Raw genomic sequence first — 20,806 nt, 5'->3', positions numbered from 1 at the left:
AACCGGGAGACAGCGGCCTTGACGACAATCTCGCACAGCATCCGCAAGCTCGCCTTCCTCACGCCCGGCAACTACCCCGACAGCGACCCGCATTCAGGGCTCGAGAAGACGCTGCAGCTGTTCGAGCTCGGCGAGCGGCTCGGCTATGACGGCGCCTGGGTGCGGCAGCGCCATCTCGAGCCGGGCATCTCCTCTGCCGCCGCGTTTCTGGCCGCCGCCACGCAGCGCACAAGCCGCATCGAACTCGGCACGGCGGTGATCCCGATCGGCTACGAGAGCCCCTACCGCCTGGCCGAAGATCTGTCGACCGTCGACGTGCTGTCACGGGGCCGGTTGAATGTCGGCTTGAGCGCCGGCTTCCCGCCGCATGCGGAAATCCTCGGCCCGCTTGTCTTCGACGGCGACTGGCGGAATTTCGATTTCTCCCATGAGCGCATCTTGCGCCTCGTCAACAATCTGCGCGGCGATCCGATCGGCGAGCCCGGCGCGATCATCGAATTTCCCGGAGGCCGCGTGCGTCCTCGCCTTCAGCCGCACGCGCCCGGTCTTCCGGACAGGATCTGGTACGGCGGTGGCTCGCTGAAATCCGTGGAGTGGACCGGTCGCAATGGCCTCAATCTTCTGCTCGGCAACGTCACCTCCGGCGAGGGCACGGACGACTTCTTCGAGGCACAACTGCACCAGCTGGAGACGTTCTTCGCCCAGCAGAGCGAGCGGCCAAGGCGCGCCGCGCTGGGCCGCGTGATCGTCCCCTTTGACAGCGCCGACGCACGGACACGAAAACGCTATGCCGACTATGCCGCCGGACGCCACGAACGCACCCTGAAGGCGCATGGCGAGAGGCGGACGCTGTTTGCCCAGGACGTCGTCGGCACGTCAGAACAGATACTGGAGCAACTGGCCAGCGACCCGGTCCTGGTCAAGGTGGACGAGTTGCGGCTCGAACTTCCCTATGAATTTGAGCAGCACGAATATGAGCAGATCATCACAGATTTCATCGAGACCATCGCGCCGGCACTCGGCTGGCGGCCGCGTCCCGGCCTCACCGCTTCGGCAGCGGAGTAGAAGCACTGTGATTGGGGCGGTCGAGCGACCACCCCAGATGTAGGTCCGGTGGAAGTCAGCCACTCGAAGAGAATGCCGGCGCGTTCCCGTGATCGTCCTCGTTCCTCAGATCAAGCCGTGATTCTGTGGCTTGGCCCCATTCATCGTAAAGTTGCCGATATCGAGATATTTGCAGCAGTTTGGATCGCCAAAGGGATCAGGCACCGCGCCACCGGCAGCTCGAAAGACACAAACAAGCTAGATTCGGTGCTCCATCGACACCGAGTTCCTGCCGCACGAAGGTGCATTTTTCAGCGCTGCCGGCGATGCCAACGGAAGCCCGCTGGGCATCCGCATGACCGAAAATCGTCGCGACCTGTCCGCGTCGCGCTATTGCCAAGAGTTTCCAATGCGTCAGGTGCCCCCAGCGGCAAATGCGAACGACCCTCGCTTGATGTTGGCAATTCCAACGACATGCCGGCCTGTGAAGCGCTGAAATGCCGGCTTGCGGACATACTATCCCCAGAACCGTATCGGTACCGTCTGCGTGTTCATCCGCGTCTCGCGCAAGCTGCGGCGGCGCTAGGCTGCGAAATCGAAGTGACCGACATCCGCCTTGTCTGTGGCGGCGGCAAGGGCTGATGGGCATGAGAGCTGTCGCCAAGTTGCCAATTGGAGATTTGGGACAATGAGAACGGCGAGCCCGTCATCCATCGCGGTCGGCTGCTCTCACTCGCCACGGCAAAGTCTGCAGCAAGGATCGCCGAAGTTCTAAATTTGGCAGCAGGAGCCGAGCTGAGCTTCGAAGCTGATCGCGTAGCCTCCCTTGGACTCGACGGCATCGCCGCCCCCCTCTTCGATAGCTGCGGAATACAGCGCTGTCTCGAACTCCCGGCAGGCAGGGCTGGTGAACTGAAACTCGGCAGGTTTCCCGTGCGGGCCTTCCACGCGGCAGAGTCACTGCCATTCTTCCGGCCAGTCTGGCAGATTCGCGAACCGCGATTTCGCACGAAGCCCTGCAAGGAGGCGCACGGACTGTCCCCGAGTTCACCGGGGGCAAGCAGAAGGCGGCTTCAATAGAACAGTCGTCCATCACTGGACACCGCAGCGAGGCCGGTCTTAGCGCCCCACCTGCGCACCGTCGACCTGTTCGAGGACAGCGCGGCGGCTCTATCGTCAACCAAGATGCCCCCCATATGTCGAGACTTTTAACCGAAGTTCACTATTCACCCGATAGAATAGGCGTGAGCAGCAGGTCGAACGTGCTAGCGGGGTATTCCATTGGGCATTCTGAGAAATATACGTGGGACGCGGATTCATATCCCCAGCCAAGGTCCGATGAGTTGGCAAGCATTCCTCGCAGAACCGGAGAGGCAATGGCGAACCGGCTACTCGGCAAAGACGCTTGCTCACTGTTGGGAAAGTGCTGATGGCTTGCCACACGAGGTCGCGCAGATGTTCGACGGCCCGGCCGAGTTACTACTGGCCTTGCCCGAGCACAGGGTGCGACTCGACGGTGGCAACCGTGACAGCCAGAACGACGTGTTTGCGCTAATCCGGTTCGGCGAACAGACCTGTGCTGCAACCATCGAAGGCAAGGTAAGCGAGCCATTCGGCCCGACCGTGGGCGAGTGGTATGCCGATCCGTCGCAGGGAAAGCGAGTGCGCATGCGCCACCTATGCAGCTTACTCGGTTTCGAGGAGGTCCCCCCATTTCAAATCCGTTATCAGCTGATGCACCGGACCGCTTCCGCGCTGATCGAGGCTCGGCGGTTCAAGACTGATGAAGGCGCCATGATTGTCCACTCGTTCTCACCAGCCCGAATGTGGTTTGAGGATTTCGCCACTTTCGCAAGCCTTTTCGGTGCCGAAGTTAAACCTGACCTGTCGAGCACGGTGATCCTAAAGTCAGGGCAGCGGCTCCGCTTGGGCTGGGCCACCGGCAATGAGGATTTTCTCAAATGCTAAGAGCTCCACTGGACGCCAATTTGACCAGCATGGGGACGACTTCACCAAAACGGTATACGACTAAGCAGATGGGCGACGCTTGTGAAATGATCGTTGCCGCGGAACTCACGCTTGCGGGTATCCCCGCCTTGAAAGTTCCCGACAACTGGCCCGGCTACGATGTGATCGCGCAACCTTTCGACCGGCCAGCGCAACGTGTTTCGGTGAAGTCGCGGACATTTAAGCGGGGTGCTGCCTATGTCGGCTACAACGACTATGACCAATTCGATTGGCTGGCGATTGTTCTGCTGCCATCCGAGGGGTTCAAAGCTCGCGCAATCTACCTCGTCCCACGGCCAGAAGCCGAGCGGTTGGCGCGACGTGACAAGGCAACCAGTAAGACCGCCGCGGAACGATACTTTCGTGTCGATCAAGTCCCTGAACTATTTGCAGAGTGGAATGCCAATTTCGAATTAGCGACGCCTGCCCGCAAAGGTTGCTCCTTAGAGACCGTTCCGAAGCCAGAGCCTTTCACGTTTTGACGGAAGCGTATCCGGCGTGTGCGAAGTAATTCTTGCATTCGCCGGGTTTGATGGTTGCCGATGTAGCGCAGGTCCTTCGCCAAGATCAAACACTGGAGGCGCCAGGCCCAAAAGCGCTCCGTCGAGGCCACTTGGCGGTGCCACATCGACATGCGAACGCAGTCGGCTTTTCAGGACACATAAGCTATCCGGCAGGCGATCAAGGCCGCCGGCGCCCCGGCGCCATGCCGATCTTCTCGAAACCGGATGGGCGCTCGCGAGGTTTTGCGGGATATATGGAGCACGAAATTTCGCGCGTTCTTTGGAATGTCATTCGTAGCGAAAGCCCTGAAATGAGCTCAAAAAGGTATAATCGTTAGGTTCCCGCATCCGCGCCGCGCGAGCTGATGGCGCCTTGCGGGATTGACGTCGACCTTCGAGCGGGATGTGTCCCGTTTCGCGGCGGCATCGCCTCCGCGGTCAATCCCATTATGCACTTCACCGTTGCATTGCAGGTCCCCGGCGCGATGAGGCCCCTGTATGCGCCGAATATCCGAACGCAATTCGCAGGCCATCAAGGAACTGTTGAGATATCGGAGGATAAATGGGGATGGGCGGCGGTCGAGTTTGGATGGACACTAAGGAATTCAGAGGCTTCGGAAAGCGTGCGGACAACGTCGGCATGGCGAGACAAACCAGGCCCATTGCCCCTCCACCTCCAAGTCAAACTTTAGCGGACTACGGCTTCTACGCGGCGCTTGGTCTGCTTGTCCTTGCCACCAGCGGGTTCGTTAGCGTTATGCTGAACCGTCCGCCCGTCGCCGCAGACAAGACGGCTGCCGCCAGTGCCGCCGTGGAACCGCCATATGACGGCGGTTTGATTACAGAACCGACTCGCGTCGATCGGGCGGGGGAGCCTGATGCGACGTACATGGTCCAGAAATTGGCCTATGAAGGTGCTGGCGTCGTCAACGTGATTAGCTCACGCAGTAGCGCCAACACAGGCATCTGGTTCACGCAGGCCAAGTACGACTGCAACAAAGGAACGCTCTTCAACCTTGCCGGTGGCGAGAGTCGGTCCGCTATGTCGGCCAAAAGCGCGGACTACAACTGGAGCTATCTGGTGGTCGGCTCCTCTGCAACGATGGTAGCGCGATTCGCTTGTTCCAAGGCTGGGTTGAAGCTTTATGTCGCGGGTTGAGCGATCGGTTGGCGAGGGGTCGCGGCTCGGACGCCGAGATCGTGGACGCGGTGAGACGCCGCCGACTTCCGTCATGTATGACGCGGACGACCGCCGTTCCTCGCCGCGCCATGGCTTTGCCGCGGCCGACGATAGACCATGCGACAGGCAATTCCGAAACGACGTGGGCTTCCTTCGTCACTATACGGGAACGCGGGGCGACTGCTTCAGCCATAGGCTTTTAGGTGTCATTTCCTCATAGCGGAGTCGACCCTCCCGACAAAAGCCTGACCTTTGCCAGTCTTCTACGGGCAAGCGTTCGCGCCAAAAATTCAAAGCCGCGTCCGTAACATTCAACAATGAAAGCCAGCGTCATCAGATCGAGCAGAAAGTCATCGATCGCATGTCTGAGCGCGTCTGACCTTTGTTCAAGCTGAAGCAGCAAGGCGCGCGCCTCTTCGATCGCGGCCCGGCAATCGTCTGCGTCAATCAGCAAATCAATCCTGTCAAAGATCTGCAAGCCCTCACCCCCAAGCCACACTCAGCGCATCGAACGCCGCCGGCGAGTAAGTTTCCGACGAAGGAACGTGGTCGCGTCTCCCGAAAAGGCATCGCTCAGCAAAGTGCCCGTTGATGAAGCATGCTGCGTCAAACGACAAGCGGGAATCCGGGGCTCGGAAGCACGTATGGGAGAGCCTCCGGTCCAGCATCGAAGGGATGAGAACGGTAGGCCGCACGCAGGTGCTGGGATTTTCTCGACGAAAACTAACGCGCCGGTTGTTTTCTGGCGTATGCGGCGACGGCGCAGAGGAAAGCCAAAGCGGCGGTGTCACACGCCGTTCGAGACGGACCTTTTGCGAACAGTACGGCGTCCGCAATCGGGATCGTCAGACCATGCTTTTTGGCAAAAGAGGTAAGCTCATACGGCTGATCCTCATCCTGATTGCGAATACCAAAATCGTAGTCCATCGATCATTTCCTCCCGTGTTCGCGAACCATCCCCTCTTTGAGCCCAAAACGATTAGCTGCCTACGCCAGGTTCTTGTAAAGAGCATCTTCTTCGAAAATGCCCATACCAAATAGGTCCATAGCTCGCATGGCCAGATGCTCCGCTTCAGCAGAGCCGGCACGGATTCCTCTTTCCTGACAGATCCGGTCATAGACTCGCTTCAGCAATGCGAGGTCATCAGGGTAGGCTATGCCGCTTACGGATTTTTCGGAATTGGTCATCGCTCCCTCCATATTTGAGCGCGGAAGCGCGATAATCACTCTCAGCCGACGATGCCGTTGGCTCCTTATCGCCGGTGCAAAAGTCGTACTCCGTTTTGCGCCAAAGGCATAGAAACAAATGGCAATCGCTCGAAGAATCATCGCGCAAAGAGGCACGGCTGCAAGCGGAGTTCGCGTGTCAATCGGCTCGGAATGGGGACCCTGGATCGGCGCGCAGGGCGCCCCTTCATTGATCTGGTGTGAGTGCTTGCCGGCGGAGCTGGTGAGGGTTGCGCGGCCGAGCGAGCGCGAGGCTTGGCGAAACCCTGGCTGCACTAAACCGCGCGGGCGGCGCGACTGTCTCGGTGGGATGGTGTACCGACGTCTCACATCATTGGTGGTTCGAGAACTGCGATTATCGATGGCGCACGGCCGACCGCCGCGGGTGATCGCAAGCACTCGCGTTTACCGGTCAACAGGAGGCTGTCGAAGGGCGCGTATCCAAGGTGAACATCTCTCAAAAGCGGGCTAAGATACGTTGCGGGACAGATGAGGAATTATGGGATGTCAGAAGAAAATTCCGACGCGCGAGGCCTTTTGATCGAGCTCACGGCGGACATTGTGTCTGCTTACGTCAGCAAGAATGCAGTGCCAGTTACGTCCCTCCCTGAGCTTATCGAGAGTGTGAATTTGTCGCTTGCGAAGATCGGCCATCCGGCGGAAGCCGAGAAGCCGGCTCAAGCTCCTGCGATCAATCCCAAGAGGTCGGTGTTCCCGGACTACATCATCTGCCTTGAGGACGGAAAGAAGTTCAAATCATTGAAGCGACATCTCGACATCCACCACGGTCTGTCGCCCGACGCGTACAGGGCCAAGTGGGGCCTGCCGCGGGATTATCCCATGGTTGCCCAGAATTATTCTGCTTCGCGATCGCAGCTTGCGAAATCAAGCGGGCTCGGACGCAAGGCAATTGCCAAGGCGTGAAGGCGTCCCAGCGTCTCAGCGCATGGTCGATAGGCTCGGCAACCGGAGAACTCGGGGATAATCTGGTCCGCTGGATCCGCTCCGTCCCCAATGCCTTTGCGATCGGCGGCTGCTGCTCGCGTGGGCATTCGTCGGCGGCAAGAGCTCGATGTCCCGCTCGAGGGAGCGTCGACGCGCAATAAATTCGCGATTGGCATGGTCTCTCAATTACCAGCCGCCACGATGCAGTCGAGATTACGTGCGATACGCCGCTGCCAATAACGGAAAGCAAAGGCTCGCAAAAAATGAGTAGGGTGGCTGGATCAAATGAAGATTTGGCTGCACCAACGACCTTTGCGCCACTCATGCAGCCGACCTTTCGTTCGATCTGGCTCGCCACGCAGGTCTCGAGCCTCGGTTGGTTGATGCAGACTGTTGCCATCAGCTGGCTGATGGCAACGATTTCGTCTTCCGATCTGATGGTTGCGCTGGTCCAGGCCTCGTCGAACCTGCCCGCTTTCATTTTGTCTGTGTTCGCCGGGGTTCTCGCTGATAATTTCAGCCGTCGCCGGGTCATGTTCGCCGGCCGATGCCTTATGGTGATAGCCTCTGCGATGCTGACCGCTGTTGTGGCGCTGGGCTTTGTCAGTCCGTGGATGATCCTCGGCTTCAGCTTTTTGATCGCATCTGGAGGCGCTCTCAACGATCCCGCCTGGCAGGCTTCGGTTGGCGATATCGTGGACCGACGCGATGTGCCCGCTGCCGTCACCCTGCTCTCCGTCGGCTTCAACACTGTCCGGACCGTCGGCCCGGCGCTCGGCGGCATCGTCGTTGCCTCCTTCGGGCTTCTCACGGCTTTCGCCGTAACCACCCTCACCTATCTGGTACCGCTGGGCACCATATGGCGCTGCAAGTGGAAGGTTCGCTCGTCGCCTCTTCCGCGCGAGTCGATGAGGACGGCGATCTATGACGGGCTGCGCTTCACGGCGATGTCTTCCGAAATCAAGGCGGCGATCGCCCGCGGAACCCTCTTTGGCCTGGCAAGCATCGCCATACTCGCGCTGCTGCCGCTGGTTGTCCGCGATCATTTGGGAGGGGGGCCGCTCGCCTATGGCACGCTCATGGCCGGCTTTGGAACTGGCGCCGTCTTCGCTGGCATCTCCAACAGCACATTCAGACGTAGCTTGTCTCAAGAACGACTGATGCGGCTTGCCTGCGTCGCGTGCGCGGCATGCTCCCTCTCCCTGGCACTGACCTCTTCGATTACGGTGGCGGCAATTGCGCTTGCCTTGGGCGGCGCGGGTTGGGTCACCGCCTGGTCCGGGGTTGGCATAAGCGTGCAGCTGGCGAGCCCGCGCTGGGTCGTGGGCCGCACCATCTCGATCTACTATGCTTTGATAGATGGCGGCATCGCGGCCGGCAGCTGGGTTTGGGGCACGGTGACGCAGAACCATTCCCTGACCTTGGCGCTGGAGGGCTCCGCTGGAGCGCTGCTGCTCGTCGCTGCAGCCGGCGTGCTGTTTCCTCTCCGAGAACGTCGAGAATCTGAGCCGGATCCTTTGGAGGAATTCAACGCCCCGGCAGTCGCTCTCAATTTGAAGCCAAGAAGCGGCCCGATCGCGGTCAAGGTCGAATATCTGATACCCGAGAGAAATCTCGAGGCCTTCCTCGACCTTATGCGCGAGCGCCGGCACGTCCACAGCCGCGTCGGGGCTCGGAACTGGACGCTTCAGCGCAACCTTCAGAAGCCTATGCAATGGACAGAAACGTTCCGCACGCCGACCTGGACGGACTACCTTCGCCTCAACCATCGTCTCACGGAAGTAGACAAGGAACTGGACGAGCGTGTCTTCCAGTTGCATGAGGGAGAGTGCCCTCCTCAAATGACGCTTTCGATTGAGCGGCCGACAAGCTCGGCCCGCAAACCCTACCAGTCAATCCTTCACCTTCCCCGCCATTGAAGCCTGGCCCTATGGAACAGCTGGGAGGATGATGCTGCCTTGCCGCGAGAAGGGCCATCATGTCCAAAGGCAGGGCGAAACCGACACGGAACAGCCATTGCTGGATCCGCAGGCGGGGTTTCGTCTAACGGTCGTCTGCCGACACCGATGCCGAAAGGGGCCCTGCCCAAGGGTCCGACGGATGGGAACGCCTCCGGAGGAAGGGGGTCCAGCGTCGGTGGGGCCACGGCGAAAGGGCGGCCATAGCCTCCCCGTCTATTTATGGTTTCGACGGTATTTCGCCGACGAAACGGACCTCGGGGGCTATCGCCCCGATCGGTCTGGACGGGCGGTAGTCCGGGTCGAAGTCGAGCAGCCTGCCCGCCCTGGATCGGTTGTAGATGAGCCCGGGGATTGATACCCAACCCATCAGCGGCACACTGCCGTCGCCGGGGAAGAAAGCACCGAAGGCGAGCATGTCATTGTGTGGCGATCTTTCGGAGAGCAGCCACTCCGATCCCGTGTCCAGCGAAATAATTCGAACGACGGGGAAATGATCGAGAGAGCGTCCGCGCTCTGCTGAGGCTCGGCCGTTTTCGAGCAATTTTTCCATTTGTGCGATCGGGATCATTTTGCCTGTCCAGAGAACCAGTCGTTCAGCGTGCTTTCCATCAAGAGGCATGCTGCAAGGTGAGCGGCCATGTAATCCACCCCTTCGCGGCGTGTCGAAGCGGGATTTCGCGCCGGCCCATGCTCGTCTGACGGACCGCCTCTTTCCGAAAAGCCCGCCAGCGTCTTGAAGTGAAGGGGCCGATGCCGTTGAGTGCCTGCAGGCTCTCCGCAAGGACAGTGCCGCAGATGTGCATCAGGGTCGGACATAGCCAGAGGGCGAAATAGACCAGTCCTCGAGATCTGCGCGGGAGACATAAAGCGGATTGGTCTCGATCGCCGGGCCGATGTCATGAGCAGTGCGCAATACTTGATCGTTCGGGATTCATGTAAGTGTACACGAGTTCCAGATTGACGGAATATCCCATTTTTATTAGTGGCTGCTAATATTGTATCGTGAGCTCCATAGCCATCCTCACGTTTACCCCTTCCTCCAGTCGCCCTATGCTATCATTTCTGATTGCGCCGAGGTTATGGCAATCCAGATTTGCTAAGTCAAGGTTGTTTCGAACAGGATAATATGAGATTTGTGTGCCGCCTAAACTGTAGTCGCGGCACTACTTTTATCGTTAAAAGCAGTGGAAAACGAGAGCAGTATTATAATTGCGTTTCATAGGCGAATTACTTATTTCTTCGATTCCGTGACGGGCGGCAAAAAGGGGTTATTGGCGATGGTTCAATCGATTGAGACAACATTCGATATCCCGGGGCTTCTCCGCGACTTTTTAGAATAAGAAGAAACTAAATCAAATACTTACCTGACGCTAGTTTTCGGAACGCTTTGCCATAGATATCTAACGCAGACGCAGGAGGGCGACGATGGCTATTCGAGAGCGGTGATGTCGGTGCCGTTGAACTCGATCTTGCCCCCGCACGGTGGCCCGCAATCCATTCGATGCCAGTTCGAGCAGTTCGCCAATGTTGACAATAAGCGTTCCGGGGAGCGGGGCCACTCGACCCAGCTTCCGTCATACTTGACCTGCAACCCCTTTTTTTGTCGTCCTGCAGCACTAGGGTCAGGAAGACGATGGCGGCTGTCGAGACCGCCTCGACACTTGCACATTTCACTGTATATTTGCTCACCAAGTCCTCGCATACCAGCCCCCATTATAAGAAAATTGCAACTGTAATACTAAGAGCATGGCTTGGAATTCAGCATGTTGAGCCACCTGTTTTGGGGGATGTATTGGCCTCATATTGTCGCAATCCTGTCATGTTTTGATAGGGAGCGAAAAATTTATTGACAAGGGCTCTAGCGATGGTTCAGAGCATGTCCCAGTTAGCATTGGGGAGCTACGGAATGCAGCGAGGTAAGGACCTCTTCTCGGGAGGCTAACGTTAGCGCCTGTCAACTCAAGCGAAACCTCACCCGCCTGATGAGATAACCGCACCGGAGAATGTTTCCGTACGTCCTCCGATGAGCGACGGGTGCGTTTAATCCGTGTTTGTGCGAATGGTTCATGACGTTGACATGGAAGAATGGATACGAATGGATCAATGTTGCTTAAAATTGTAATTCGGCCTTTCGCATGATCGCCCGGCGGACTCTTATTTTTGGACTTTTCTTTGCGACCGGGGGCTGCGCTTCTCTCCCAGCGTCCGGACCAAATGCGTCGACAATAGACCCGAAGGGACGCCGCGCAAACCAAGGCTATCAAGTTGTCGACCTTGACGCTGACGTGGCTTCGATCCTTGAGCGCCTATCGGGTTCCTCCTTGGCAGACGGGTTTGGCAGCCATCCAGGGGCTCCTTCGCAACAACTCGGGATCGGCGACACCCTCTCCGTCACTGTATTCGAGGCAGGCCCAGGTGGCTTGTTCACCGCGCAGACCGACGGACCCTTCGCTACGGGTGGGCACCAGACGGTGATCCCTAACCAGACCATTGACCGAGACGGATTGATAACCATTCCTTATGCTGGAACAGTACGAGCTGCCGGTCGTACGCCGAAGGCGGTTGCCGCCGACATCCAGAAAAAGCTTGGTCCTCGCGCGCTTGAACCGCAAGTTATGGTTTCCGTAGCCAACAATGCAACGGCCACAGCGTCGGTGCTCGGTGAAGTTACGAGTGGAGGCAAGGTCAATCTTGGTATCCGCGGCGAACGAATTCTCGATGTTATCGCTGCGGCAGGCGGGATTAAGGCTCCGGAGCAAGAAGTAATTGTCCGTCTGATGCGTGGCCAGCGCACGGCCTCAGTCGCACTCCACACGATAATTTCGCGACCTAGCGAGAATATCTATGTGCAACCCCAAGACACTATTCTTGTGATCCGGCAACGCGTCACTTTCACGGCGTTAGGCGCTGTAGTCCGCCAAGGCACGCTGCCGATTCCGTCAAATGATTTCACTTTGTCGGAAGCCTTGGGAACTGCAGGGGGGCTAAACGACAGTCGCGCAGACCAGTCGGGCGTCTTTCTTTTTCGCTTCGAACGCCCCGAACTCGTTCGGGCGCTCGGCAATCGCATCGATCCCTCCGTGATCGGTTGGGATATCATGGGCAAAGCGCGAGGAAACGCGGAGTCGCAGGATTATGTTTTCCCATTAGTCTACCGCATTCGCTTGTCGGATCCCGCCTCGCTATTGGTCATGAGCCGAGTACGCATTCTGGATCGAGATATCCTGTACGTAGCCAACGCTCCTTCAGTCGAGATCGACAAGTTCCTCGGCCTTGTCAGCCAAACTTACGGCATCATTCGGGGGCCGATTTCGATCGCTCAGATCGCCGGCTGATATACATTGACGAATACAGCAAACAGCCATAGATCTCCCCGCCGGCCATCGCTGCCCTGGCGGAGTGGCGCGAACATTCTTGCGGGCTCCAGAGCGCTGTCGCGCGACACGCAAATAAGCTTACTGCTAGACGCCCGCCTCATCCGGAGGGCCGGTGACGCCCGAGGGATTGAAGGTGGCTGTGGCTGGGGTCGAAATCCGCGCAATGAGTCGATAAGCACCCTTTGTGCGATGCGCGGACTTCCCTTCTTATTCCTCGAGGATCCCTATTTTCGCTCTTGGGGGCTTTCGAAACAGTCCTACGCGACGCCTTCGGTGGGCGTTATGATCGATGCTAATCAACCAGCTTATGACTGTAGCGGAGCAGGGTCTGCCGCCGAACGGTTGATGGTCGCACGCATTGCCGACCAAGGAGACCTGCCGAAAACGGATTTGCGGGAATTAATAATAGGGGCACGGCTAAGCAAGTATAATCTTCCCTCCAACTACCTTCGACCGATCCGCCAGCAAGGCCGGATTAAGCTAGGGATCATTGACCAAGTTAAGCATGACCGTTCTCTCTTGCACGGCGGCGGCAGTGATAGTGCTGTGATAGCCATGGCCAAGCACGCGATTGACCGGTCGCTCAGCGAGGGTGCCGAGCTCGTACTCAGAACCCACCCAGACGTTGCCGCTGGAAGGGGCCATTCAGCGCTCGCCTCCATCTTGCCGCGTATGTGCGCGGCATACGGAATACATATCACAACGTCAGATTGCTCCTCCGCGCCCATCTTCTTCGACGAGATTGATGAGGTTTTTACGCTCACCAGCAGTGCGGGCTTCGAGGCCCTGGTAAGGGGCATTCCCGTCACATGCTTCGGTGCGCCATTCTATGCAGGTTTCGGCCTAACAACCGATCTCGCAGGTTCCGCGGACGCTATCGTGGCTCTGGGGCGACGGGCTTGCCATCCGCCGCAATCCAAGGATGAAATCTTAAGACGGACGGACATAATCGTCTCCGTTGTGCTCGAGGAAATGACCTTGTGGTGGGACCCAGTGAAGCGCGAGCGCTGCGATGCGCTACAAGGCCTGCATCGACTTGCCTCGTGGGCTGCGGCAGAACGTTTCGACGACAAGCCCATTACCATCTACGGAACGGGCAGATGGAAACGGGCAGCCGTCCGAGCGATGGCAGCCCATCCTGGGGCTTCTGTGTCGTTCTCTATGCGACTTCGCCCTCGGGCACTCAATAGCTGCCGGAATAACCTGATCTGGGGTGCCTTCGGAAAGGACTTAGGTGGCGAGCAAGGTTACATAAGCGTCGAAGACGGCTTCATTCGGTCGGTGGGTCTTGGAGCCGCCCTTGTGAGTCCCGCATCGCTCGTCTTTGATCCCATCGGGCTTTACTATGACGCATCGCGGCCCAGCCGCATCGAGACCATCATAGAATCAGGCGATGGACTGACGGACCCACTCGTGGACCGCGCTGCAAAGCTCCGAGCGCGCATAGTGGGGTCAGCAATCGAGAAATACAATGTCGACGATGGCACCCGACCCGTGCTGAACGAGTGTGTGCATCTTGTCATTGGTCAAGTCGTCGATGACCAATCTGTGTTGATGGGCGGTGCGCTCGCGCGACCCGGCGATCAGCTTGTGAAATTGGTCCGAACTTTTTATCCAAGAGCTAAGATCGCATACCGCGCCCACCCTGACGTCGCGGCGGGGCTAAGGAACGGCGATCGTACGAGCTTACATGCCGATATTCAATCCGCGGGCGGTTCGCTCTCTAGTTGGCTGACAACGACCCAACGGATACATGTAGCGACTTCGCTCGCTGGGTTTGAAGCCTTGATGCGTGAGGTGCCAGTTTCGACCTATGGAATGCCCTTCTATGCTGGTTGGGGCCTGACTCAAGATTGCCTTTCCTGTCCGAGAAGAACGCGGCGCCCGACGCTTGACGAAATGGTGGCAGCAGCGCTGATCCTGTATCCTCGCTACCTTAGTATTAAAAGCGGGCTGCGTTGCGAGGTCGAAGACGTCCTAGATGAGATCGAAGCGATCCGTGCGGGTGTGCTAGCACCGCCACGACTTAACCAGCTTACAGCTCCATTACTGAAGATCATGGCCGGGCTTGCCAAACGATCCGGTCTTCGCTTTTGAAAGTATTCAAGCGATATTGTTGAGGTCGAAGCTAACTTAAGTATCTAATATGCGGATTCTATTTTATATCGTCGGCGAATCTTTTCGCTGGTTTTCCATGGGGAATTGGGGGCTGTCTGCATGTGCGGTATCGTTGGAATCGTCGGCCACTCGCAGGTTGCACCGCTCATCGTCGACGCGCTGAAGCGGCTCGAATATCGCGGCTATGACTCGGCCGGTGTCGCCACCATCGAGCATGGTCAGCTTGCCCGCCGCCGTGCCGAAGGCAAGCTGATCAACCTCGAGCGCCGGCTCAAGGACGATCCGCTCGACGGCACGATCGGCATCGGCCACACGCGCTGGGCAACGCATGGCGTGCCCAACGAGACCAATGCCCATCCGCATTTTTCCGACGGCGTCGCCATCGTCCACAACGGCATCATCGAGAACTTTGCTGAATTGCGCGACGAACTGAAGCGTGATGGCTACGAATTTTCTTCGCAGACCGATACCGAGGTCGTCGCCCATTTGGTGGCGCGCGAACTGGCCAAGGGGCTGAAGCCGGTCGAGGCCGCGCATCAGGCGCTGAAGCGGCTGCAAGGCGCCTTTGCGCTGGCGATTATGTTCAAGGGCGACGAGGATCTCATCGTCGGCGCCCGCAATGGCCCGCCTCTGGCCGTCGGCCACGGCGATGGCGAGATGTTTTTGGGTTCCGACGCCATTGCGCTGGCGCCATTCACCAATTCGATCACCTATCTGGAAGACGGCGACTGGGCGGTGGTGCGCCGTGGCGGCGTCGCCATCTTCGACATAGACGGCAGACAAGTCGAGCGCAAGCGGCAGCAGTCGCTGTCGACCAGCTTCATGGTCGACAAGGGCAACCGGCGCCATTTCATGGAGAAGGAAATCCATGAACAGCCCGAGGTGATCTCGCACACGCTGGCGAATTATATCGACTTCGTCGGTGGCGTGTCCAAGCCGCTCGACCTGCCGTTTGATTTCGCCAAGATCGACCGGCTGGCGATTTCGGCCTGCGGCACCGCATATCTCGCCGGCCTGATCGGCAAATACTGGTTCGAGCGCTACGCCCGGCTGCCGGTCGACATCGATGTCGCCTCGGAGTTCCGCTACCGCGAAATGCCGCTGTCTGCGAACGATGCCGCCTTCTTCATCTCCCAATCGGGCGAGACCGCTGACACGCTGGCCTCACTGCGCTACTGCCGCAAGGCCGGGATGAAGATCGGCGCGGTCGTCAATGTCCGCGAATCGACCATGGCGCGCGAATCCGACGTGGTGCTGCCGACGCTCGCCGGCCCGGAGATCGGCGTTGCCTCGACCAAGGCCTTCACATGCCAGCTTTCGGTGCTGGCATCGCTTGCCGTGCGCGCCGGCGTGGCGCGCGGCACGATTTCACGCGAGCAGGAAAAGACATTTGTGCGCGAGCTGTCGGAAGCGCCGCGCTATGCCAACCAGGTGCTGAAGCTCGACCATCAGATCGAAAAGATCGCGCGCGACCTCGCCCATTACAAGAACGTGCTTTATCTCGGCCGCGACACCAATTTCCCTCTGGCCATGGAGGGGGCGCTCAAACTCAAGGAAATCTCCTATATCCACGCCGAGGGCTATGCCGCGGGCGAGCTGAAGCATGGGCCGATCGCCCTGATCGACGAGAACATGCCTGTCATCGTCATCGCGCCGCATGATCGCATCTTCGAAAAGACCGTGTCGAACATGCAGGAAGTGGCGGCGCGCGGCGGCAAGATCATCCTGATCACCGACAGCAAGGGTGCGGCACTTACGAGCGTCAAGACGATGGAGACGATCGTACTGCCGGACGTGCCGGAAATCATCTCGCCGATCATCTATGCGCTACCGATCCAGATGCTCGCCTATTTCACTGCCGACTTCATGGGCACCGATGTCGACCAGCCGCGCAATCTGGCGAAATCGGTGACGGTGGAATAGCTGCGGCAACACGCCGTCTTTAAAAACTTCGCAGTTCCAAACCGGGCTGCGGTTCACTAATGTTGCGCTGCAACCCGCGTCTCCAGTGGGGCTAGCGGATCGCCTGGGGCTAGCGGATCGCCAAAGGTCGGAAAGGTGTGGCGGCGCAACAAAGGCGCTGTTCTGCCGTTCCAGCAACCATGGGCAAGCGCTATACCAATTCGACCGCAGGTTATCCGCCTCGCTGGCCAGTCCGATGTGGTCGGGGTGAACCATGCTGGAGGCCGTTAAAGCGTTCCATGCGGCCGAAGACCACGCCATGCTCGCCCTGGGCATCGCCTTTTCAAGGTAAGAGGCACGGGCATGGGGCAGGGCGTGGGAGAAAGTCAGCGCGCGATCTCTTGGCGGATCCATATCGAACAAACCAACGGCCAACTTCTGCGCTGACGAGTCGTGATTTTGTGGGGCCAAGACCGCGTAGTAAGCCTGCCCTTTCGCATTCTGGCACATGCCGTCGCATACCCAAGCTTGCCGCGATCCGTATCCTTTGCGAACTGAACAGATCGGGGCAAGCGCATGCTCCGCCCGACACACCTAGATAGACGTCATGTTCCGAGGGCCTGAGATCGGTGGCCCGCCATTACGGGCGATTAAGAACGAGGGAAGCTCGGATAGGCCGAGCCGATCCTCACGCACGGAGGACGACCCATCGGAGAGTATAACGAAGCATTTGTCGCGTTTGATGTAGCCAAGAAGAAGCATGCGGTGGCGATCGCCGAGGGCGGCCGCACGGGTGAAGTCGGGCGAGATGGCCGCCTTCCTGTGGGTCATTGGAGTCTCCGATCCAGCCCGCTGTACAGGGCCTGGGGGTGGTGCCACGGTGGGGAAACTCCCGTCGCTAGTTATGTCGCTGAGCCCAATCCGCCCGACGCCCGCCCTCTAGACCCGAGGAAAGCCCCGAGCCGAAGACACGGAAGGCGGTATCCAACCCGCGGATGAGAGTCTGATGAACCGTCGTCTCTGAGCTCCACCCCCGGCCCCTGTGCAGTTCCAGCCAATCTGACTGCTTTGCACACTCGCGCCAAGCAGTTGTTCCCTCTCGCCTTCAGCCTTGACAGGGAACATTAAGACCGTTCAAGAAAGAATGGCGCAAGTTCGTGACGGAGCGGATAGCAAGATCAATCGCCGCCTCTACGGAAAGTCTACCCTGGCCCATCTTCGTAACAAGTTGCGCGCTCGGGCGATGTCCCGGTCACGCGGTCATCAGCATGCCGTCGCTTCGATAGCTACCTGTTGCCAGAAACGTCCGCCGCTGCGATCGCGTCTTGCCGGCGACCGCCGATGAGTGGCTCGATCGATCAGGATAATCGGACCCCACTGAAACCGATTACGGCATTTTGTCGCATGACCATCTCCTCATTTCTCCCGATCCAGACGAATCCGGCTGCTTTCCGGCCTCCATTCAGAAGACCACTGGGAGCCCTTTTTCACGGGCAATTTCATGATTGAAACATGAGGTTACTGTTGCTGTTTGGTCGGCAGGGTGCTCGGCAAGGGCGTGCGGGGGCATTTGCCGTCTCCAGGACTCTTGAGCTGACGCGATGCGAACCAGGTTCTCTTTTCAACATGGTTTCCAGCGCGGGGACCAACATCGAAACACTTATCCCAGTGCAGCAATGTCACAGGATTATCGAGCAAGGCCTTCTTGCGGCGGAGAACAAACTGCGCCTCGACCATAACGAAACCCGTCCTTGGCAAGGGGGCAGCGTCTGCATCCCATTTGACCCTTCCGAGAATGGCCTATTGGCGCGACGGCCCGGGGGCAGCCGCAGCCTCGGCGCGCGTCCAACCGGTCCTGCGATGCTCGTCCCGGAGCAGGCCTTCAGGGAATAGTCCGGCCGAAATCGCCACGTGTTCCTGAGGGCAAGCCCCTGATCCGGGACTTCACCTCGTAGTGACGAGGCTCATATCTCCAATGTCATTTCAATCGATTCAATCATCGCCAATAACCCCCTTTAGTCTTCCGTGGAGGAATGGGAAAAATGGCAAGAAATCATGAAACGCAACTGTAATACTGCTTCCACTCTCAGTTGTTTTTCCTGCCGATAAAAGTAAGATCGCGCAGACAATTAGACGGCATACAAATTGCACATTCTATTATTCATGACAAGCTTGACTCAGCAAATATGAATTGCCATAAGGCCGGCGCAATCGCAAATACAAACAAGCGTCTGAAGATAAGCCTGAGGATGGATTTAGAGACAACGCTGTAATATTAGATATGCGTAATAAGCTCTGAATCATAATGAAAATCGGACGGCATGTATTCTTACGTGATCCCGAAGCAATGAAGTATTGTCTGTGATTAACCTTAACCCGCATGGGAGCTGGTCGATTGACCAGCAAATGTTATGGGGGAGCTTATGCTTGGTGTTGTACGGGCTGATCAGAAGGCTTCGAGCGTAACTGCGTTTTTCGCCGAGACGACTTTCGAGAACATGTTCGTCGTCGACGAAGAGCAATGTCTGCAGGCCGAAATCCACCATCATGAGTGGCGCCGTCTGCTCGCGCTAGGCATTGACGACCAAACCTGCATCGAGCTTTTGCTATCTTCTTATGACGAGATAGAGCGCAAGTGCCGAACGCCTGCGCGCGTGGCTCTTAAAAGCCGCTTCCCACACATTGAGGCGAAATATGACGAGCCTGGGCATCGTATTGTACACACAGAGATTCGCATGCCGAGCCCCACGAGGCTCGACGCGCACGGACTAATAATGGCAGGCGGCTTCGGACGCAGGCTCGGCGATTTGACAAAGACCACACCTAAGCCAATGCTGGATGTTGGCGGCAAGCCCATCGCCGAGCATTTGCTCGACAATTTGGTAGACAATGGCATCAGCGATATTTTCGTGTCACTCTTCTTCGAAGGGGATGTGGTAACGAACCATTTTGGCGATGGATCTTCGTTCGGTGCTCGCGTTCGCTATCTCAAGGAAACCACGCCATTTGGTACGGCGGGCTGCCTTTCGCTGCTACCTCGCGAGATCAAACACCCCCTCCTCGTTGTCAACGGCGATGTCATAACCACTGCGCAGTTCGGCCGCCTTGTCGAGTTCCACAACGCGGCAGGTTATGACATCACCGTTAGCGTCCGTCCCTTTCCTATCCAGATGCAATTTGGCGTCATCGATCAGGTCGACGGGCTTATCTCCCGCATTCGCGAGAAGCCAAAAATCATCCACCAGATCAACGTCGCGATCTATGTCTTGTCACCGTCGGTCCTGGAGCACGTCCCAGCGGGTAAAGTCGATATGCCGTCTCTGATCGAAACTCTAATTCCACTCGGGTTTCGAGTCGGCGCGTTTCCGTTGATCGAGGACTGGATTGACGTCGGAACGCTGCCAGATCTCGAGCGCGCTCGAATTAAAGTCGAGGCCGGCCACCACCGTCACGAGCTATCCATTGAGAGCGCCAAGGTCATGGTACTCAAGGAGACTAAGGCTGCTGTACTATGCGGATAGACGACATTTTAACAATTTCAGGCAAAAGAGTTCTGGTGACTGGCGCGGACGGATTCATCGGTTCGCATCTCACCGAGGAGCTTGTTCGCCAAGGCGCAAATGTCCGGGCCCTCACAATCTACAATTCACTTGGTACGAAAGGATGGCTCGACCATGCTGCTCGTGACATCCGCGAGGCGATTGATTACCGTCCGGGCGACATCCGCGACCCATTCTTTGTGAACACGATCACGAAGGACATCGACGTGGTCTTCCACCTCGCCGCGTTGATCGCTATACCCTATTCATATGTAGCTCCACAGGCCTACTTGGAGACTAATGTTGGTGGGACCGCCAACGTTGTTGAAGCGGCGCGGTCTAATTCTGTCGAACGTTGTATAGTCACATCGACTAGTGAGGTTTACGGCACCGCACGTGCCGTTCCGATAACGGAGGACCATCCGCTGCAGGCGCAAAGTCCGTATTCAGCCTCTAAAATTGGGGCAGATATGATAGCGCTATCCTACCACAAGAGCTTCGACACTCCAGTTTCGGTGGTTCGCCCGTTTAACACATACGGCCCTAGACAATCGGCTCGAGCCGTCTTGCCGACGATTATCACGCAAATTGCTGCTGGGATCACATCGATCAAGCTCGGGGATACGCGGCCGACGCGGGACTTCAATTATGTAAAGGATACAGTTTCTGGCTTCATAGCACTCGCCAAATCGGCGAAATCGATTGGGCATGTGACCAATCTCGCATCAAATTATGAGATCTCGGTCGGTGAAGCGGTGAAACTGATCGCCCACAAGATGGGTGTAGAGATTACGATCGAGATTGACGCGGCCCGCCTGCGTCCAGAAGCAAGCGAGGTCGAGCGCCTCTGGGGCGACAATGGTCTTGCGCTTACCAGGGCAGGTTGGAGGCCGATCTACGGTGGTCTTGACGGCTTTGAGCGCGGTTTGGAAGAAACGATCGCCTGGTTCCGCGATCCCGCTAATCTCGCTCTTTACAACCCTGGCCGCTACGAAGTCTAACG

General features: G+C 57.9%; 16 protein-coding genes and 2 pseudogenes. 12 read left to right on the top strand and 6 right to left on the bottom strand.

All coding sequences use genetic code 11. From position 1 onward, the window contains the following. The first annotated feature begins 18 nt into the window (after positions 1-18). The 4 genes from ABVQ20_RS35205 to ABVQ20_RS35190 all read left to right on the top strand — a co-directional run bounded on the left by ABVQ20_RS35205 (position 19) and on the right by ABVQ20_RS35190 (position 4,713). Positions 19-1,065 (top strand): LLM class flavin-dependent oxidoreductase, encoded by a 1,047-nt coding sequence (locus ABVQ20_RS35205; RefSeq protein WP_354464427.1) that lies wholly within the window; start codon positions 19-21, stop codon positions 1,063-1,065. A 1,260-nt stretch (positions 1,066-2,325) separates the two neighbouring features. After that, on the top strand, positions 2,326-3,012 hold the full coding sequence (locus tag ABVQ20_RS35200; protein WP_435528484.1) for a DUF6946 family protein: 687 nt from the start codon (positions 2,326-2,328) through the stop codon (positions 3,010-3,012). A 29-nt stretch (positions 3,013-3,041) separates the two neighbouring features. Then, complete coding sequence (locus tag ABVQ20_RS35195; protein ID WP_354464538.1) at positions 3,042-3,533, top strand: hypothetical protein; 492 nt, start codon at positions 3,042-3,044, stop codon at positions 3,531-3,533. Between the two features lie 610 nt (positions 3,534-4,143). Further along, a complete protein-coding gene (locus ABVQ20_RS35190; protein ID WP_354464425.1) occupies positions 4,144-4,713 on the top strand; it encodes a hypothetical protein in 570 nt (189 codons plus the stop codon). Positions 4,714-4,948: 235 nt separating this feature from the next. Here the strand turns inward: ABVQ20_RS35190 and ABVQ20_RS35185 are convergent, their stop codons facing one another. From ABVQ20_RS35185 to ABVQ20_RS35175, 3 genes are all read right to left on the bottom strand, one after another. Next, complete coding sequence (locus ABVQ20_RS35185) at positions 4,949-5,212, bottom strand: hypothetical protein (RefSeq protein ID WP_354464424.1); 264 nt, start codon at positions 5,210-5,212, stop codon at positions 4,949-4,951. Positions 5,213-5,457: 245 nt separating this feature from the next. Further along, entirely contained in the window at positions 5,458-5,661 is a 204-nt protein-coding gene (locus tag ABVQ20_RS35180) for a hypothetical protein (RefSeq protein ID WP_354464423.1), read from the bottom strand. 60 nt (positions 5,662-5,721) lie between these two features. After that, on the bottom strand, positions 5,722-5,922 hold the full coding sequence (locus tag ABVQ20_RS35175) for a hypothetical protein (RefSeq protein ID WP_354464422.1): 201 nt from the start codon (positions 5,920-5,922) through the stop codon (positions 5,722-5,724). Between the two features lie 543 nt (positions 5,923-6,465). On the opposite strand from ABVQ20_RS35175, the gene ABVQ20_RS35170 reads away from it, so the two are divergent. Further along, the gene (locus tag ABVQ20_RS35170; RefSeq protein WP_354464421.1) at positions 6,466-6,885 is read left to right on the top strand and encodes a Ros/MucR family transcriptional regulator; all 420 of its coding nucleotides are present in this window, start codon (positions 6,466-6,468) and stop codon (positions 6,883-6,885) included. Positions 6,886-7,169: 284 nt separating this feature from the next. Further along, positions 7,170-8,825: an MFS transporter gene (locus ABVQ20_RS35165; protein WP_354464420.1), complete on the top strand. Its 1,656-nt coding sequence runs from the start codon at positions 7,170-7,172 to the stop codon at positions 8,823-8,825. 259 nt (positions 8,826-9,084) lie between these two features. Here the strand turns inward: ABVQ20_RS35165 and ABVQ20_RS35160 are convergent, their stop codons facing one another. Next, on the bottom strand, positions 9,085-9,435 hold the full coding sequence (locus ABVQ20_RS35160) for a DUF2958 domain-containing protein (RefSeq protein ID WP_258581186.1): 351 nt from the start codon (positions 9,433-9,435) through the stop codon (positions 9,085-9,087). Between the two features lie 910 nt (positions 9,436-10,345). Then, a pseudogene (locus ABVQ20_RS35155) lies at positions 10,346-10,496 on the bottom strand (2OG-Fe(II) oxygenase family protein); the annotation flags it as partial. A 656-nt stretch (positions 10,497-11,152) separates the two neighbouring features. On the opposite strand from ABVQ20_RS35155, the gene ABVQ20_RS35150 reads away from it, so the two are divergent. The 4 genes and pseudogenes from ABVQ20_RS35150 to ABVQ20_RS35135 all read left to right on the top strand — a co-directional run. Then, positions 11,153-12,202 carry a polysaccharide biosynthesis/export family protein gene (locus ABVQ20_RS35150; RefSeq protein WP_354464419.1) on the top strand — a complete coding sequence of 350 codons (1,050 nt, stop codon included), beginning with the start codon at positions 11,153-11,155 and terminating at the stop codon, positions 12,200-12,202. Positions 12,203-12,526: 324 nt separating this feature from the next. After that, positions 12,527-14,341 carry a capsular polysaccharide export protein, LipB/KpsS family gene (locus ABVQ20_RS35145; protein ID WP_354464418.1) on the top strand — a complete coding sequence of 605 codons (1,815 nt, stop codon included), beginning with the start codon at positions 12,527-12,529 and terminating at the stop codon, positions 14,339-14,341. Between the two features lie 120 nt (positions 14,342-14,461). After that, a complete protein-coding gene (gene glmS / locus ABVQ20_RS35140) occupies positions 14,462-16,285 on the top strand; it encodes a glutamine--fructose-6-phosphate transaminase (isomerizing) (RefSeq protein ID WP_354464417.1) in 1,824 nt (607 codons plus the stop codon). A gap of 1,112 nt (positions 16,286-17,397) precedes the next feature. Continuing rightward, positions 17,398-17,628, top strand: a pseudogene (locus ABVQ20_RS35135) (hypothetical protein); the annotation flags it as partial. Between the two features lie 154 nt (positions 17,629-17,782). Here ABVQ20_RS35135 and ABVQ20_RS35130 read toward each other — a convergent pair. Next, positions 17,783-18,001, bottom strand: a complete 219-nt coding sequence (locus ABVQ20_RS35130; RefSeq protein ID WP_354464416.1) for a hypothetical protein — start codon at positions 17,999-18,001, stop codon at positions 17,783-17,785. A 686-nt stretch (positions 18,002-18,687) separates the two neighbouring features. On the opposite strand from ABVQ20_RS35130, the gene ABVQ20_RS35120 reads away from it, so the two are divergent. Both ABVQ20_RS35120 and ABVQ20_RS35115 read left to right on the top strand, forming a co-directional pair. Beyond that, positions 18,688-19,785, top strand: a complete 1,098-nt coding sequence (locus ABVQ20_RS35120; protein ID WP_354464415.1) for a sugar phosphate nucleotidyltransferase — start codon at positions 18,688-18,690, stop codon at positions 19,783-19,785. Next, positions 19,776-20,804: an NAD-dependent 4,6-dehydratase LegB gene (locus tag ABVQ20_RS35115; protein ID WP_354464414.1), complete on the top strand. Its 1,029-nt coding sequence runs from the start codon at positions 19,776-19,778 to the stop codon at positions 20,802-20,804. The genes ABVQ20_RS35120 and ABVQ20_RS35115 overlap by 10 nt, the downstream gene beginning before the upstream one ends. The last annotated feature ends 2 nt before the right edge of the window (positions 20,805-20,806 follow it).

The organism is Mesorhizobium shangrilense, from assembly GCF_040537815.1.
GTDB lineage: Bacteria > Pseudomonadota > Alphaproteobacteria > Rhizobiales > Rhizobiaceae > Mesorhizobium > Mesorhizobium shangrilense.
The sequence above is the reverse complement of the archived record's forward strand: the minus strand, read 5'-3'. Positions and strand labels throughout refer to the sequence as shown.

Coding starts and splice junctions, on each gene's coding strand:
- ABVQ20_RS35130 (WP_354464416.1), bottom strand. CDS start 18,001: ATGGTCGAGGCGCAGTTTGTTCTCCGCCGCAAGAAGGCCTTGCTCGAT.
- ABVQ20_RS35115 (WP_354464414.1), top strand. CDS start 19,776: ATGCGGATAGACGACATTTTAACAATTTCAGGCAAAAGAGTTCTGGTG.
- ABVQ20_RS35160 (WP_258581186.1), bottom strand. CDS start 9,435: ATGATCCCGATCGCACAAATGGAAAAATTGCTCGAAAACGGCCGAGCC.
- ABVQ20_RS35165 (WP_354464420.1), top strand. CDS start 7,170: ATGAGTAGGGTGGCTGGATCAAATGAAGATTTGGCTGCACCAACGACC.
- glmS (WP_354464417.1), top strand. CDS start 14,462: ATGTGCGGTATCGTTGGAATCGTCGGCCACTCGCAGGTTGCACCGCTC.
- ABVQ20_RS35175 (WP_354464422.1), bottom strand. CDS start 5,922: ATGACCAATTCCGAAAAATCCGTAAGCGGCATAGCCTACCCTGATGAC.
- ABVQ20_RS35120 (WP_354464415.1), top strand. CDS start 18,688: ATGCTTGGTGTTGTACGGGCTGATCAGAAGGCTTCGAGCGTAACTGCG.
- ABVQ20_RS35180 (WP_354464423.1), bottom strand. CDS start 5,661: ATGGACTACGATTTTGGTATTCGCAATCAGGATGAGGATCAGCCGTAT.
- ABVQ20_RS35145 (WP_354464418.1), top strand. CDS start 12,527: ATGATCGATGCTAATCAACCAGCTTATGACTGTAGCGGAGCAGGGTCT.
- ABVQ20_RS35170 (WP_354464421.1), top strand. CDS start 6,466: ATGTCAGAAGAAAATTCCGACGCGCGAGGCCTTTTGATCGAGCTCACG.
- ABVQ20_RS35195 (WP_354464538.1), top strand. CDS start 3,042: ATGGGGACGACTTCACCAAAACGGTATACGACTAAGCAGATGGGCGAC.
- ABVQ20_RS35190 (WP_354464425.1), top strand. CDS start 4,144: ATGGACACTAAGGAATTCAGAGGCTTCGGAAAGCGTGCGGACAACGTC.